The organism is Aliiroseovarius sp. CAU 1755 (genome assembly GCF_054482655.1).
Map to the genome: position 1 here is coordinate 474,350 of NZ_JBTLRH010000002.1, position 14,345 is coordinate 488,694.

Sequence of the window (14,345 nt, forward strand, 5' to 3'; positions counted from 1 at the left end):
CGAAATGTAACAAGGGTGGCGTTTGCTACGAGGTGTTACAAAACCGTTGTTTCTCGGCATTCCACCACGACTTATCGCTACCATATGAAGTCCATCGAAACCAAAGCACGAGGAAATCACAATGACCCGCAGAATCTTGCTCACAGCGGCTGTCTTGGCTGCAACTGCAATCGGAAGTACCGCAATCGCAGAATCCAATCACGGACACGGCGGACAACCCGGCTCGAACGACCGCGCCGACATGATGATGATAGACGGCTCTGGAATGATGGGCAGTATGGGAGACATGTCCAACATGATGGGCATGATGCAGCGTATGCACGGCCAGATGATGGGCATGATGCAGCGTATGCACGGCCAGATGATGGGCGGCGGCATGATGGGCGGAATGCACCCGATGGTGGGTGGCATGATGCAGATGTTCGACGCCGACGGTGACGGCACGGTGACGCCCGAGGAAATGCGCGCCGGACTACAGGCCAAGCTCACCGAATATGACAGCGACGGCGACGGCGCCTTGTCTATCGAAGAATTCGAGATGCTGCACAGCGCGATGCTCCGTGAGATGATGGTGGATCGGTTCCAGCACTTGGACGCCGATGGCGACGGCGCCGTTACAGCTGAAGAAATGATGGCTCCGGCAGACAAGTTGGAGCGCATGCAGCAAATGCGCGAAGGAATGGGGCAGATGCAGCCTGGTGATGGCCAAAGCATGGGCAATGGCGACATGATGAACGACAACTGAGCAATCTTTTGGGCGTCGGCCCACGGGCCAGTGCCCATATTTGGTGCTGAACCATGGTGGTGGATCGATGCAGAATTTGACCAGCTTCAACGGAGGTAAATCTGATGAGTCTTAGAATTATTACCGATTGGCTGTTTTTCGCAACGACTGCGATCATGTTGGGACATCCTGCACCGAAAAAGCAGCTGCGAAAGTGACCCCAAGGAGAAAGAAATGACTTATACTTACGACCGCTCGCTTACAGGCGTCAGCATTGACGACGCGGAAATGCGCGTTCGAGACGCCTTGGCCGAAAGAGGCTTCGGCGTCCTCACCGAAATTGACGTCAAAACGACGATGAAGGAGAAGATTGACGTGGATATGAATGGCTATCGTATCCTTGGCGCTTGCAATCCGCAGATGGCCCACAAAGCGATCGGGATAGAACCGCGCGTCGGCGCGATGCTGCCCTGCAACGTTATCCTGCGCGAAGTAAGCGGCAGCACAGAGATCAGCGCCATCGACCCAGTGGCGTCAATGCAGGCTATCGACAACGACCAACTCCACAGTGTTGCGGGAGAGGTCCGCGAGATGCTGCGCGAAGCTGTCGACGCGGCCTGATTGGCAGCTACATAACCTTCCCATCGCCGGAGCGCGAATGCGTCAGGGTACTGGTTTCGAACGTCAATAGTTGGGAGACAAGGCGGTATGGTAGCCGACAGTATCCAAGAAACAGAGACATGTAGCTGTGCCGGACCATTCAGCGTCGGCATCGACCTGTTGGGGGTAACCCTTATGTTTGCGCTCCATGTTCTGTGAAGCTCGAATAAGCCGGTTTCTTTCCCGGCGAACCGCACGAATGGTGGCCGGCGCGCTGCTGGTCCTCAGCATTCCCGCCTTGGCCTTAGGGCCGCTCGCCAACGTCATAGAAAGCTTCGATGGCGAGAGAGTCTCCAGCTGGGTCGAGGCCGCGGGGATATGGGGGCCGGTCCTTATCGTCTCCCTCATGACAATCGCGATCGTCGCGACACCCATTCCAAGCGCGCCGATCGCATTGGCAGCCGGGGCCGCTTATGGGCATGCCCTGGGGACCGTTTACATCGTTGTCGGGGCCGAACTCGGGGCACTTATCGCCTTCGCCCTGGCCAGGTTCCTTGGGCGCGATGCGCTTGTTGGATGGCTCGGTCGCAAGGTGGATGCGGGCTGGCTCGGCTCTCAGAACGCGTTGACCTTCACCGTTTTCGCCAGCCGGTTGATGCCTTTCATTTCATTCGACATTGTCAGTTACGCTGCCGGGTTGAGCCGTCTTCACTTCTGGCGTTTCGCCGTCGCTACGCTTGTGGGGATCATTCCGGCCAGTTTCGTGCTTGCCCATTTCGGAGGCGAGGCGACCAGTGGAAACCTGGTCCGGGCAACCTGGGCAGTGCTTGGCCTCGGGCTTGTGACCGGGTTGCCACTCCTCTGGATGGCCATGCGGAGACGGTCTGAAAAGGGTGCTCCCGACCACGGTTGAAACTGGCTTGACATTCCAGCTGCTGGAGGCCGCAAGCTGAAACGCGACATAGAAAGGTTGGCAGAACATGGAGCACGATCATCATCACACGGCGCCCGACATTCCGGCGGGGACCGAGACAGCAAAGGACCCGGTCTGTGGGATGATGGTCGCGGTCAAACCCGACGGGCGTCACGCGGAGTTCCAAAGCAAGGCCTTCCAGTTTTGCTCTGAGAGCTGCCAAACGAAGTTCGAGGCGGATCCGTGGTTCTATGCCTCGGGGCGCGCCGCCGGGCAAAAGAGGGCGGCCCCTGCGGACGCCCAGTTTACCTGCCCGATGCACCCGGAAATCGTCCGCGATGAACCCGGAGACTGCCCGATCTGTGGCATGGCACTGGAACCGATGCTGCCCTCGGACGAACCGAGCGAGGAGTTGACCGACTTCACTCGCCGGATGTGGATCTCGTCGGTGGCGGCGGTGCCGCTGATTATTCTGGCGATGGGTGAAATGGTCGCTTTGCCGGTGCGCGACTGGATCGGACACCAGACGGCCAGCTACCTGGAATTCGTGTTGGCAACGCCCATCGTCCTCTGGGCGGCATGGCCCTTCTTCAAGCGCGGCTGGGAGTCGGTGTTGAACCGCGCACCCAACATGTGGACCCTGATCAGCCTCGGCGTCGGGGCGGCCTATCTCTATTCGCTGGTCGCCACATTCCTGCCCGGCGTGTTTCCGGAACAATACCGGACGGGCGATGCGGTCGGCAACTATTTCGAAGCGGCGGTGGTGATCGTGACGCTGGTCTTTGTCGGACAGGTGTTGGAGTTGCGCGCCCGCGAGCGCACCGGCGATGCCATCCGGGCGTTGCTGGATCTCGCGCCCAAGATCGCCCGGCGTATCCTGCCCGACGGCACGGAATATGATGCGCCCTTGGAAAATATAATGGAGGGGGACAGGTTGCGGGTGCGCCCCGGTGACGCGGTGCCGGTGGACGGGGTGGTGATTGACGGCCGCTCCAGTTTGGACGAGAGCATGCTGACCGGCGAGTCGATGCCAGTAGAAAAGGGCCCGGGTGATGCGGTGACCGGGGCCACGATCAACCATAACGGCAGCCTCGTGATCGAAGCGGGCAAGGTCGGGGCCGATACTGTGCTGGCGCAGATTGTGGCGATGGTCTCAAACGCTCGCCGTTCGCGCGCCCCGATTCAGGGGATGGCCGACAGGGTCTCGGCAATCTTCGTCCCAACCGTGGTGGCCGTCGCTATTTTCGCGTTCGTCGTTTGGCTGATCTTTGGCCCGGAACCCGCGCTGGTCTTCGCCATCGCCTCGGCGGTGTCGGTGCTGATCATCGCTTGCCCCTGCGCGCTTGGCTTGGCAACACCGATTTCGATCACCACGGCGGCGGGGCGCGGTGCGCAGGCGGGCGTATTGATCAAAGACGCAGAGGCGCTGGAAAGGATGGCGGCGGTCGATACGCTGATCGTCGACAAGACCGGCACGCTGACTATGGGCAAGCCAAAGTTGACCGATACAGTTGTGTTGGCCGACCTGCCTGAAATTGACCTGTTGTCGCTTGCCGCAGCGCTTGAGCGTGGCTCAGAACACCCGCTCGCCGAAGCGATTGTCGAGGGGGCGGAGGCACAAAACGCGACCCGACATGAAGCGACCGATTTCGAGGCGGTCACCGGCAAAGGTGTGCGCGGCAAGGTCAAAGGGCGCTCAGTCGCGCTTGGCAATGCCGCGATGATGCTGAAAATGGGGCTGGACACGGCAAAGGCGGAAACCCAGGCGGACGCTTTGCGCAGCCTAGGTAAGACGGCCATGTTTATCGCTGTCGACGGCGCGCTTGTGGGCATCGTTGCGGTTGCCGACCCGATCAAGGATTCGACCGCGGAGGCGATCGATGAACTTCACGCTCAGGGGCTGCGCATCATCATGGCGACCGGCGACAACGAGCGCACGGCGCAGGCGGTGGCAAGCGAGCTGGGTATCGACGAGGTGCGCGCGGGAGTGTTGCCTGAAGCCAAGAAGGACCTGATTGACCAGTTGGGCCGCGACGGCCACAAGATCGCCATGGCGGGCGACGGGGTGAATGACGCTCCTGCCCTCGCCGCGGCCGATGTCGGGATCGCCATGGGCACCGGGGCTGATGTGGCGATGGAAAGTGCCGGCATCACCCTGTTGGGCGGCGACCTGATGGGCATCGTGCGGGCGCGCAAACTGGCGCGCGCCACGCTGCGCAACATCAAGCAAAACCTGTTCTTCGCTTTCGCCTACAACGCGCTTGGCGTGCCGATTGCCGCCGGGTTGCTCTATCCTGTTACCGGTTTACTGCTCTCACCAATGATTGCGGCAGCAGCGATGAGCCTGTCTTCGGTTTCGGTCATTAGCAATGCCCTGCGATTGCGTCGGGTTGATCTATAGGCAGTTTCAATAGGAGATGCGTATGGTGCCCTTCCACATTCCCGGCATGAGTTACAGAGACTGCAAGTCAGCGTCCGAAAAAATTATCAAAGCCCTCGACTGCCAGGGCGCGGATCGATCTCTATACGAAAGCGCGTCAGATCGCCCTGGACACGCGGGTTGAACAGAAAAATGCTCAGGCAGCGCTGGCCACAGTTGGCGGCCCTCAACAACAGTCTGACGCCGCGTCCAAACGCGATCCGACTTGGTGCGTCCGAGTTGAAACGGTGGATGAAACCGGTAAGTCAACGGAAGTCCATGTGTTCAGGCTTTCCAATGATGTTACCATGGTCAGCACCGCCGAAGATGCCCTTAGTCTTGATTGTTGCAACCGGTTTACCATCCTTTGTTGAGGGCTCGAACTCTGCCGCTGTCATGGCTCTCTCGCCCAGCCTAATCAACGCTGTACCTCGGCGTACCCGGAGCGGCGTCGCCATTGGCTTCGATTTCGCTGATGTAGTGCTTCATCTCGGCAATCTCACCGCGCTGAGCCTCGATAATTGCATCCGCGAGAGCACGCACACGCGGATCAGAAATATCAGCCCGCTCACTGGTCAGGATGGCAATGGAATGGTGCGGAATCATCGCGCGCATCCAGGCGAGGTCTTCCACGGTCTCCTGGCTACGCACGAGCCATAGTGAGACGCCAAAGGCGACGATGGCCCCGATGAAGATTGCGATATTGAGGTTACGATTGGAGTACATCCCCAACATGAAAGAAAGCATGATAACTGCCATCGCCGCACCCATGTAAAGGGCCATCCACATCCGGGTTTGCGAGAAAAAGACGTGATCGAGCGCGTAAGTATTGAGATACATTAACGCAAACATCACGACTGTTGATGTGGCGATCATAGCTGAAAAAAGGCCGTATCCCATTCCGCGCTCTCCATTCTGCTTCTGATGATCCATGACATCCTCCTACTGTTGCTTGCAATTGAGTCGATAGCCACTGCACTTACATAACGAGCCAGATGGTATTTCGTTCCGCCGACTGTATTCTCGGCAGGCAAAAGCGAAATAATGTGCCGAACCTGCGATCAGCACCTCGCGTTGCATCCCGACTATCGCCTTTCGTCAATCCTGTCATGGAGGTCGCGAATGTCCGGCGACCAAGGGATTTGATGCAACTGACGATGGCGAGGATAGCTTCGTCCGTCAGGGCTGCCCCAAGACCAACGTTGGTAGTGTCTGACGCTCTCAGAGGCTGCACCGGGCACTCGGTTTCAATTTGGCCACCGCAACAGATTTTGGCAGAAAAATGCAGCTGTCAAATTTTCGAGTTTTTCAATAAAAGTACATCAAGCAGACTTTGCATAGTCGTTAGATGGCCTAAGCTGAAGTTTAGGTAGAGCTCAGGGGATTGTTCCTTCGCAATACCGGTTGTCAATAGAAATCTAGTGACGAACGCATCCAAGACCTTTGGCAACCTCGCCTTGACCTACCATCCCTGCAAAATGAGTGTATCGACCCGTCATCGCACGTACTTGGCCCGCAATGACCGACTCATGAACATCCGCCTTACGAGCGTAAGACTGTACCTTCGCTTTGGAAATATTCCCTGCTACTCTACTTAGCTCGTCGTGAATATCGTCTGGCACCAAAGCACTTCGGGCCAATGTGTTTGCTTCGTCTTCCATAATTGGATCGTTACCGAATGCTCCGGTTGAACCCTCTGTCTCGTCAATGATTATACCTTCGTCGGACAAGTGCCGCTCTACGTGCGCACATTCATGCAGCAGGGTGAACCAGAAGTTGTCGAGCCTGTGGTGGCGTAGGCTAACAGCGATTGCAGGTTTGCCACTTGGAAGGCTGAAACATGCGCCGTCGATATGCGTCTTCTTCAAGCAAGGGACATAAACGGCGGTGATGCCCGCTTCGTCGAGCTTGCGAAATGCACGCTTTGGTCCATCGGAATACAGGCTCAGCTTGGCGATCTCTCGTCTAAAGCAATGCCCCACGCCATCTGTAATGAAATCATTCTCGCTCTCGCAGTTTATTGCCTCACCCATGGCTTTCATGAGCCAGGCGTTCACAGAATAAGGATTGGGCTCTTTGTTCTCAGCGCCACGGAAGCGAACTCCCGCAAACTGCGGGGTAGAAACTCGTGCCGCCGACATTAGGTTTCGAATGCAAACTTCGATCTCATCAGCTTTCGGCTTAACGCTCCCAAGCCATCCTAGATTGAACATTTCCGTGATTGGAAAAGACTTCCAGTCTACGTTAGGGCAGGGCTCAGGCAGCGTTGCTTCGGCTTTGCCCAGAAGCACATCTGTTGGAATTCTTAGCTTCTCATGGAGTGCTCGCATCATGTCTAGTGACGGTTTGCGTTTTCCATTTAGCACTTCCGAGACACGCGACTTCGGGAAGTCGATAACGGTGGCAAGTTGAGTGCGGTTGATACCGAGTTGATCAATGCGAAACTCAATCGCTTCTACCGGTGTCGGAAGCTGAACCGGGAAATGCTCGCTCTCGTATTTCTCGACCAAGATTGCCAGCACTTCGAGGTTGCGAACGTCTTCTTCAGGAAGCTCATCCTGCAACATCAGCGCATCAATCTGCTCCATGGCCCATGCATGGTCAGTTACGGTCTTGATTGGTCTGATATCTAGCTTTTCCATGTGACTGTTCCTACGTCGACTTCATCGTATTCATTATGGGTTCCGATGAACTCGATCTTGATGACTCCAGCTTGGTAGTTGATCCGAACTACTAGTCTGAAATGGTTCCCCTTGATTTTGAAGATCGTTACCCCGTTTCCTTTCCCGACCGGTCTTGCATTAGGGTACTGAGCCTTTAGTTCGCCTGGGTTCTTCCACTTTGCCGCAACCGCTTCTTGGTACCATGCCCGGAGTGCGCCCGCAGTTTCGTTCCCTCGCTTGTGCGTTTTGATGAAGTGTTCGATCCTTTGTATAGATATAACCTTCATCTCTTAGTTACCCATTTGGTTATCATTATCAGATTACCGCTTTGGTAACTCTTCACTAGATAGCGGCTAAAACTTACATTGGCAATCGGAATTTAGTCACTTCTCCTTGAGGAGCCGATACCCAGTTCACCCGCCAACGTCGCCATATTGGGTAAGTAACACTGACTGTGGGTTGGTTTGCATTACGAGTTTGCAACTGCAGCGAACGACTGCTTCAACGGGTCGCATCGCAGCAGCAGATCGGCTGGTCAATGACCGCAAAGGGCCGTCCTTTGCGTGGCCGCAATGCACTCATGCCTAATCGCGTGTTTCTATTTGTAAAACTCTTTTGCTCCTGGATGATCCATAAGTTGCACAGGCCGATAAGGCTTCATTTCTCCCACATGAGATACTTTTGTGGCACCCAATCTCTCAAGCACGGAAGGATGCAGCGGAAAACCCGGGTGGATTTCTCGAGGCTTCGATGGCCAACGACGTTTGAAAGGTCCGTAGCTGAACATAAATTTTTCTTCATGCTGCATGGCCAAAGCGTCCGGGTACACGAACAGCATATCATCGTTGATTCGGATATCCGGCACGCATTCCTTGAGCTCTTCGAGCATCCACTGGAGCGCAATATCGCTCAATCGTGACTCGGGCTCGGGGTAGCTGCCCCCGACATCGCTGTGACATCCTGCAAACCAGAGTTGCATTAGCCACGGTGGGTTGCGGCCCTCGGTCTTCTTGGCCTCGGCAGGCATAGCCCATTTCACACGGGGGAAGCTCTTGCGGTTCTCGTCGATGGCCAACGCGTGGCGCGCATGGCCGACGTCAGAATCGAGCCACTTGTCGTAATTCTCGAGGTTCCAGACAGCCCGGTGGCCAAACTTCCAGATCTTCGGCCAGTCCCAGATGTTGGTGATCCGGAGAGGGTTGCTCTCGTCTGGAGAGAAATACTTCCACTGCGACCAGCGCAGCTTTCCATACCAGTACATGATCAGACCAAAGAGCAGTACGAGAGGTGCCCAGAAAATCCAGCTAACGGAGTTCCAGATCATTAAAGCGATGAGGCCCACAAGAACCGCAAGAATTGACCAAGCGACAACCGTTACTTGAGCGTTCCCAAGTGCGGCGACTGTGTCAAAGACGCCGATGAATGTTGGTTGCACGTTGCCCTGCACGTCCTCTTCCGCGTCAGGCACGTAGCTCTCGTATTTTTGGCGGAAGCGCCGTCCGAGTTCTTCGCGACGTTCGTAATGGGGCTGCAATCCTCGCGGACGACCGTTGCCGTGGTTGTACACGAAATTCACGGCATCGCTGGCGATCTTGCGGAGACGTGGTCCAAACTTGGGCACGTCTGTGCCATCCGGCATTCGTGTCGGGACACCGCAGAGGTTCATCACGTTAGCTACGGCTCGGACAGTGTATGCACCGCGGGAAAATCCAATGAGGATGATGCGATCGCCAGACTCATAGTTGGCGATGATGTTCTCGTAGCAGTCGATGACATTTTCATCGATACCGGTCCCGACCGCTGCGGAGAGAATGTTCCTTATGCGCTTGAGTGTGAAGCCTCCGACTTCCCCCGCACCCAGACCCGGGTCGTAATAGCAGACTTGGTTGGCGGGACTGATTGGGGAGGAAGGTCCAGGCCGCATCGCGCGGAACATCTTGTAGACGTTTGAGAGGCGTTGGTCTGGGCGCAGTCCACCAACTTGGCCAGTCCCGTCTGAAAAGATAATGATGTTCTTTGACATGCTCAGTCGCCTCGCGTTTATAGTTTGTTCCTGTATCGTTGAGCGGGCAAGTGGCGTCAACCAAACTCCAAATGTCACGCCTTTTCGGACGCTTAGCGGATCAAGCGCGGCCATGACGCCGATAAGGATAGTCGCTTCCCTATCATCGATACTAACTCACATGGACCTGTTGTCAGCGTCCGTTTTCGGGAAGCTGCATCATAGATACAGTATGGTCGCTGAAAGTCGGTAAAGAGCCGTCCGGGCGGCCCAGAACTCCCTCTTGTTACAGACGTCATCTGCCTGAAACCGCCGACGGAAGTCACTGGGAGAACCAGTGGGCGCTCCGGCTTGAGAGAGTAGGCGAATAATATCCACATCGTGCTGGATGTTCCGAGCGGCTATGCCGACATCTCTGAACTTTACCCTCGCGATGGGATCCTGTCGGGCCGGAGGGCTTAATTGTTGACACATCGAAGATTTTGCCGGTTTGTGTCTGGAGCATTCCAGATCCGGCATGCCGACATTGATCTCTGCATCACACTGAGAAGCCAGCCTCCGCACGGTGCATCAGATTTACCACAGCATCTGCGCCAGCTGAACTTCTGCAAGCAAGCTCCAAGGGTGCTCGGCCACCAAGAAACGGGTGGCTGCGCGATAAGAAGGCCGCAGCCGCATTCTCATCTCCGTCGTAACTGCGACAAACTAAATCCCAGACCCTACCGACCTCATAAAGGCGATCGCTCATCTCACGCGATAACGGCTTGCGCGCTTTGTACGCGCGTTTGAATGTAGCTTCAGGGATGATATGCCCGACGACATTGATCGTCGGTCCTAAGGCGGCTTCCATAGCGATGGCTGCCTGTGCTTCAAGGCCCTCAGCGATCTTGTCCGCGAGCGCGACATCGTCCATTTTGGCGGCATTCTTGAGACCGAGAAGAGCCGCGATACGGCCAGACTGGGTAGCAGATGATGTGACGTGGGTCATAGTGCCGCCTTTTCTATTTGATCAATATCTACGCGTCACTTGGTACGCTATCAAATTTGATTCACCTTCCAGCAAGATCCCCTCCTCAGCTACTCGACGCATTATAGGGTGCTTTGTGTTGTCAACAATGCCTGCTTCCGGATGCTACCCAGCGGTGCTTTGTTAGACGATCAATGACCGGAATGGGCCGTTGGTGCCATCCGTACGATTTTTCGCAAATGACTATACTTGCGAATAACGCAGGGAAAAGATGCGTCCGGCCTTGCCTTACAGGGCATCGCCATATCCCAAGATGCGCGAAAAAAGTGAGGGCTTCACTATTCGCAAATAATCTTTTAAAAACAGTTATTTAATGAGTTGACACGCATCTTGCTCCGCTGTCAGGTAACGGCAAAGCTCTGCCGACCGATCGAGGGAAATTAACGTGGATCACACAATACCGTACGAGAGCGGCCGGATCGCAATCCTGGCGGATTTTCATATCGACAGCTATGAACGGGCTGGTGAAAATGTCGTGACTGCGAGCGGGCTTGAACGTCTCTTCGACGGCTCACTCGATGCGCTTCTCATTGCTGGAGATTTGACAAACGGGCCGCCGACACGGTGGATCAGAGGCCTCTCCTATCTGACACACCATATTGCGCCAGAGCGCATCTACGTCATTCCGGGAAACCATGATTATTATGGCGCGGCATTGACCGACGAACATCTTCTCGCCGAACACGCACGGTCGATTGGAGCGCATTTCGTTCAGCAGGCGGAGTTGCGCCATGGCGATACACGGCTCCTGTGCTGCACACTCTGGACCGATTTCGATCTGGTCGGGGACGCGGAGAAAGCCATGGGTGTCGCTGGTCGTATCATGCGGGATTACTCACAGATTTGGAAGGAGATCCCTGTTAAACCGCTGGCCACCGGGGACGGGATTGGTTGGCAGCCGTCGGTCAGTGAAATAGAACCCGAAGATATTCTGGCACTTCACCGTGACCATCGAGATTGGCTTGAGCGCGGGTTGATGACACCTCATCCTGCCGGCGATGCTGGCCGCACTGTTGTTGTGACCCATCACGGACCGCATTTGTCCGTCGCCGGACCGATCGACGATCTCACGCCAGCTTTTCACTCTGACATGACGGACCTGATCGAAAGGTTTGAACCCGACGCTTGGTTCTTCGGTCACTCCCACAGAAGGTTGCGCGCAATAGTCGGCAAGACGGATGTGCGCAACGTGAGCGTCGGTTACGCGCGCGAGTTTCACCGGTCGGAAAGCGATTATCTAATCGACGCATGCGTGTGGGAGAGCTGAGTTGGACCCGAATGCTTATGACCTCATTCTTCTGGAAACTCTGAAGCAAGCAGACCCCGTTATTTCTGTGGCTTCGGGCGGTGATTCTTATGTGGTGACGGGTTCGATTCCGCTTGAGGTTCTTAAGGCATTCGAGGCCCTGACCCCATCGGTACGATACGTTAAGGTGGGTCCAGCGCGGTGTGTTCCAATAGGTGATTGGTTGTCTTGCAGGGAGCGGTTGATTTCGAAGTTGATGAGACGCATGACAAGTCGTTCATTTGAACTCGGTATCAGTGGCCCCACATCTGATGATCTAAAAAATGCGCCGACTATATCACCCTGGATAGCAATCCGTGATCCTGAATATGGTGGGGCGATACTTGTGGGAATGCAGACCGGTCACCCTACCTTGAGAGGACCTTTGATAAGTACTTCGCGGCTTTGCGGGATCGATGCCAGCAGAACATGGGCGCGAACAGTGTCGCGGTGGTACCGGCTGAACGACCCAGCGACGGCGGACAATCTGACCGAACGATTGGGCCGGAAAGCGGCGGGGTTGAGAGCCCGCGCGCTGGAATTCTCGGAGCTTCAAGCCCTCATTGCGGAAGACTTGGTCCGCGAGGGGCTCAAGGATGTCTGAAAGCGCCGCAGCTTTCCGGGGGCTGTTTGAATTCTACAATCAGTTCCGGCCGCTATATTGTATGTGGAGACCATTATGACAACGCATCGCAGCAGACCGCGCGCTATTTGCATTGATCTTGTCAGATCACTTTTGACTGAACACCAGGCCCTGCCTGAAAACGTTCGGATTGCACGAGAACTCAACGCCAATCTAGGATTTCATATTTCGCGAAGGGGGGCCGAAATCTGGCAGGCCGCACACGACGCGGGTTTGCCTATCGTGGTCCTAACCGAGCTTCCAAAGGCTCAAGTAAGATCTGCAATCGACGCCTTACCCTCTGATGCCGATCTGGTCATCGTATCGGAAGCTACCGAAACGCGTGGTGGCAGGTCCGTCCTGCTCGAAAGCGCGGCAAGGGGCTTTGGCATGAAGGCGAACGACATTCTGTACATAGGTGATGCGGAAGGCTGCGACATTGAAGCCCCAGCCTCATTTGGGATGCGCGTCTGTTTTGGCGATGACGCAGTGCAACAGGTGCAATCGCTTGATAACCGACGGCGCGGCACTCTGGCTTCTGGCAGACATGGAGACGACGCTGAGCTTGCACATACGGTCCTTTTGCCGCTCGATCTGAACATCTATGACATGGGGGACACCGAGCTTTTCAGGAAGCGGTGTCACTTCGTCTTCGATACAGTCTTGATTATAGAAGGTCTTGTCGCGACCTCAGGTTTTGGCCTTAAAGCCATAGAAAAAAATGTCGCAGGTCACGCCGTGATTGTCTTCGGCGCGGCTGGCATTGGTGAAGCGTCTGATGTCAGCGAGATCGTGCATGAAAGACTGCACCGCATTAAGTATGGGGGAGGCGAAAAACTCATCCTTGTTCACACTGAAAACCCCAAAGCGGTCGATCGACTTAACATCGCAGGGATCGCGGAAGACCTTGGTTATGACGTCGAATTAAGGACTTGGAAAACTCTGATGTCGCAGTTCGATCAGAATCCCATATTGGACGTTTGAAACGCGCTGACGGCAAATTGCCAAGCCGCTCACCAGCATCTCAGTAACGAATGGCGCAGCGCTGATTTTGCCCAATGTCGCCACGCAAACCCAACCTGAACAGATTGGAGAGCCATGCCTGATGACCCGCAGCCCTATGCTTCTTATAGCTTGCCATGGCGAGGCCTGCCCAGCGACCTGCCAGAAGAGATGGAAGTATTCGCGATCGGTGACGTCCACGGGCAGGCTGACCTGCTTGTACAAGTGTTGGACGAGATCAAAATCACGCCAAGACAGGCGCGCACGCGGCATCTGGTCTTTCTCGGAGACCTGATTGATCGCGGACCTGAATCGGTCCGCGCCGTTGATATAGCGATGGGGGCAAGCCAGTTCGCCAGTGCGGACGAATTGCACGTCCTGCCCGGCAACCATGATCTGTCTCTGATCTTCGCGCTGTCTTCACCCAGACTGCTCTCTCGCTGGGTCTCAGATGGTGGTGGTAGCGTCTTGGCTGAGATCGGTATGTCAGAAAGCAAGCACTCCTCGGGCGAGATCACCGAAGAACTCAAGCGGGTGTTGCATCCTGAATATCTGCATAGGATGGCCGAAGGACCAACCCATAAGTACCTCGGAGAAATACTCTTTGTTCATGCCGGCGTTCATCCTTACGGTGATATCGCCGAGTTTCTGGCGCAGGATCGGTTCTTTGTCGCGATCGAGGACCACTGGGCGACAATGCGTTACCCTTTTCTGTCACATCGGGAGGGTTGGGATTTGCGAGATCCAAACCCAAAACGGCGTTACCATAAACCGACCGTTATCGTTCATGGTCACACGCCCGCTCTTCGGCGCGATATTGTCACGCCCGACGATCTGAAGGTTTGCGACGGAATCGAAGACTATCGCACCATCGCGCTCGATATCGGTGCCGCATATCGGCCGCAATTGGCCTTTGCACACTTCCGGTCTCAACACGGCGCGGCCCAAGTTCAGATTTCTGCGGTTAAGAAATTCTTAGTCTGAAACAAGTCACCGGACGATAAAGTCAAAGTGCATCTTTGTTGTCCTGACGAGCCGGTTAGATATTGCACGACGAGATATCGCTCAAAGGCCGCAACGATGCGCGC

At 55.6% G+C, this 14,345-nt stretch carries 13 protein-coding genes; 8 read left to right on the plus strand and 5 right to left on the minus strand.

Annotation, left to right across the window (positions count from 1 at the left end):
* Positions 1-121: 121 nt before the first annotated feature.
* From ACXYMP_RS09445 to ACXYMP_RS09460, 4 genes are all read left to right on the plus strand, one after another.
* Positions 122-745, plus strand: a complete 624-nt coding sequence (locus tag ACXYMP_RS09445) for an EF-hand domain-containing protein (RefSeq protein WP_458905869.1) — start codon at positions 122-124, stop codon at positions 743-745.
* 213 nt (positions 746-958) lie between these two features.
* A complete protein-coding gene (locus ACXYMP_RS09450) occupies positions 959-1,345 on the plus strand; it encodes a DUF302 domain-containing protein (protein WP_247034155.1) in 387 nt (128 codons plus the stop codon).
* A gap of 385 nt (positions 1,346-1,730) precedes the next feature.
* Complete coding sequence (locus tag ACXYMP_RS09455; protein ID WP_458905871.1) at positions 1,731-2,237, plus strand: TVP38/TMEM64 family protein; 507 nt, start codon at positions 1,731-1,733, stop codon at positions 2,235-2,237.
* Between the two features lie 67 nt (positions 2,238-2,304).
* Positions 2,305-4,638, plus strand: coding sequence for a heavy metal translocating P-type ATPase (locus tag ACXYMP_RS09460; protein WP_247034151.1), 2,334 nt, complete (start codon positions 2,305-2,307; stop codon positions 4,636-4,638).
* Positions 4,639-5,070: 432 nt separating this feature from the next.
* Here ACXYMP_RS09460 and ACXYMP_RS09465 read toward each other — a convergent pair whose 3' ends face one another.
* From ACXYMP_RS09465 to ACXYMP_RS09485, 5 genes are all read right to left on the minus strand, one after another.
* The gene (locus ACXYMP_RS09465; RefSeq protein ID WP_247034149.1) at positions 5,071-5,589 is read right to left on the minus strand and encodes a DUF305 domain-containing protein; all 519 of its coding nucleotides are present in this window, start codon (positions 5,587-5,589) and stop codon (positions 5,071-5,073) included.
* A 485-nt stretch (positions 5,590-6,074) separates the two neighbouring features.
* The gene (locus tag ACXYMP_RS09470; RefSeq protein WP_247034138.1) at positions 6,075-7,298 is read right to left on the minus strand and encodes a helix-turn-helix domain-containing protein; all 1,224 of its coding nucleotides are present in this window, start codon (positions 7,296-7,298) and stop codon (positions 6,075-6,077) included.
* On the minus strand, positions 7,286-7,606 hold the full coding sequence (locus ACXYMP_RS09475) for a type II toxin-antitoxin system HigB family toxin (protein ID WP_458905875.1): 321 nt from the start codon (positions 7,604-7,606) through the stop codon (positions 7,286-7,288). The genes ACXYMP_RS09470 and ACXYMP_RS09475 overlap by 13 nt, the downstream gene beginning before the upstream one ends.
* A gap of 311 nt (positions 7,607-7,917) precedes the next feature.
* Positions 7,918-9,342 carry a phospholipase effector Tle1 domain-containing protein gene (locus tag ACXYMP_RS09480; protein WP_247034131.1) on the minus strand — a complete coding sequence of 475 codons (1,425 nt, stop codon included), beginning with the start codon at positions 9,340-9,342 and terminating at the stop codon, positions 7,918-7,920.
* Positions 9,343-9,859: 517 nt separating this feature from the next.
* Complete coding sequence (locus tag ACXYMP_RS09485) at positions 9,860-10,309, minus strand: antitoxin Xre-like helix-turn-helix domain-containing protein (RefSeq protein WP_247034129.1); 450 nt, start codon at positions 10,307-10,309, stop codon at positions 9,860-9,862.
* A 424-nt stretch (positions 10,310-10,733) separates the two neighbouring features.
* Between ACXYMP_RS09485 and ACXYMP_RS09490 the strand changes: the two genes are divergently transcribed.
* From ACXYMP_RS09490 to ACXYMP_RS09505, 4 genes are all read left to right on the plus strand, one after another.
* Entirely contained in the window at positions 10,734-11,615 is an 882-nt protein-coding gene (locus ACXYMP_RS09490; RefSeq protein WP_247034127.1) for a metallophosphoesterase, read from the plus strand.
* A gap of 244 nt (positions 11,616-11,859) precedes the next feature.
* Complete coding sequence (locus tag ACXYMP_RS09495; RefSeq protein ID WP_348984496.1) at positions 11,860-12,237, plus strand: DUF6634 family protein; 378 nt, start codon at positions 11,860-11,862, stop codon at positions 12,235-12,237.
* Positions 12,238-12,312: 75 nt separating this feature from the next.
* Positions 12,313-13,239 (plus strand): HAD family hydrolase, encoded by a 927-nt coding sequence (locus ACXYMP_RS09500; protein WP_458905878.1) that lies wholly within the window; start codon positions 12,313-12,315, stop codon positions 13,237-13,239.
* A 114-nt stretch (positions 13,240-13,353) separates the two neighbouring features.
* Positions 13,354-14,241, plus strand: coding sequence for a metallophosphoesterase (locus tag ACXYMP_RS09505; RefSeq protein ID WP_247034123.1), 888 nt, complete (start codon positions 13,354-13,356; stop codon positions 14,239-14,241).
* Positions 14,242-14,345 lie beyond the last annotated feature (104 nt).

Coding starts and splice junctions, on each gene's coding strand:
- ACXYMP_RS09445 (WP_458905869.1), top strand. CDS start 122: ATGACCCGCAGAATCTTGCTCACAGCGGCTGTCTTGGCTGCAACTGCA.
- ACXYMP_RS09450 (WP_247034155.1), top strand. CDS start 959: ATGACTTATACTTACGACCGCTCGCTTACAGGCGTCAGCATTGACGAC.
- ACXYMP_RS09455 (WP_458905871.1), top strand. CDS start 1,731: ATGACAATCGCGATCGTCGCGACACCCATTCCAAGCGCGCCGATCGCA.
- ACXYMP_RS09460 (WP_247034151.1), top strand. CDS start 2,305: ATGGAGCACGATCATCATCACACGGCGCCCGACATTCCGGCGGGGACC.
- ACXYMP_RS09465 (WP_247034149.1), bottom strand. CDS start 5,589: ATGGATCATCAGAAGCAGAATGGAGAGCGCGGAATGGGATACGGCCTT.
- ACXYMP_RS09470 (WP_247034138.1), bottom strand. CDS start 7,298: ATGGAAAAGCTAGATATCAGACCAATCAAGACCGTAACTGACCATGCA.
- ACXYMP_RS09475 (WP_458905875.1), bottom strand. CDS start 7,606: ATGAAGGTTATATCTATACAAAGGATCGAACACTTCATCAAAACGCAC.
- ACXYMP_RS09480 (WP_247034131.1), bottom strand. CDS start 9,342: ATGTCAAAGAACATCATTATCTTTTCAGACGGGACTGGCCAAGTTGGT.
- ACXYMP_RS09485 (WP_247034129.1), bottom strand. CDS start 10,309: ATGACCCACGTCACATCATCTGCTACCCAGTCTGGCCGTATCGCGGCT.
- ACXYMP_RS09495 (WP_348984496.1), top strand. CDS start 11,860: ATGACAAGTCGTTCATTTGAACTCGGTATCAGTGGCCCCACATCTGAT.
- ACXYMP_RS09500 (WP_458905878.1), top strand. CDS start 12,313: ATGACAACGCATCGCAGCAGACCGCGCGCTATTTGCATTGATCTTGTC.
- ACXYMP_RS09505 (WP_247034123.1), top strand. CDS start 13,354: ATGCCTGATGACCCGCAGCCCTATGCTTCTTATAGCTTGCCATGGCGA.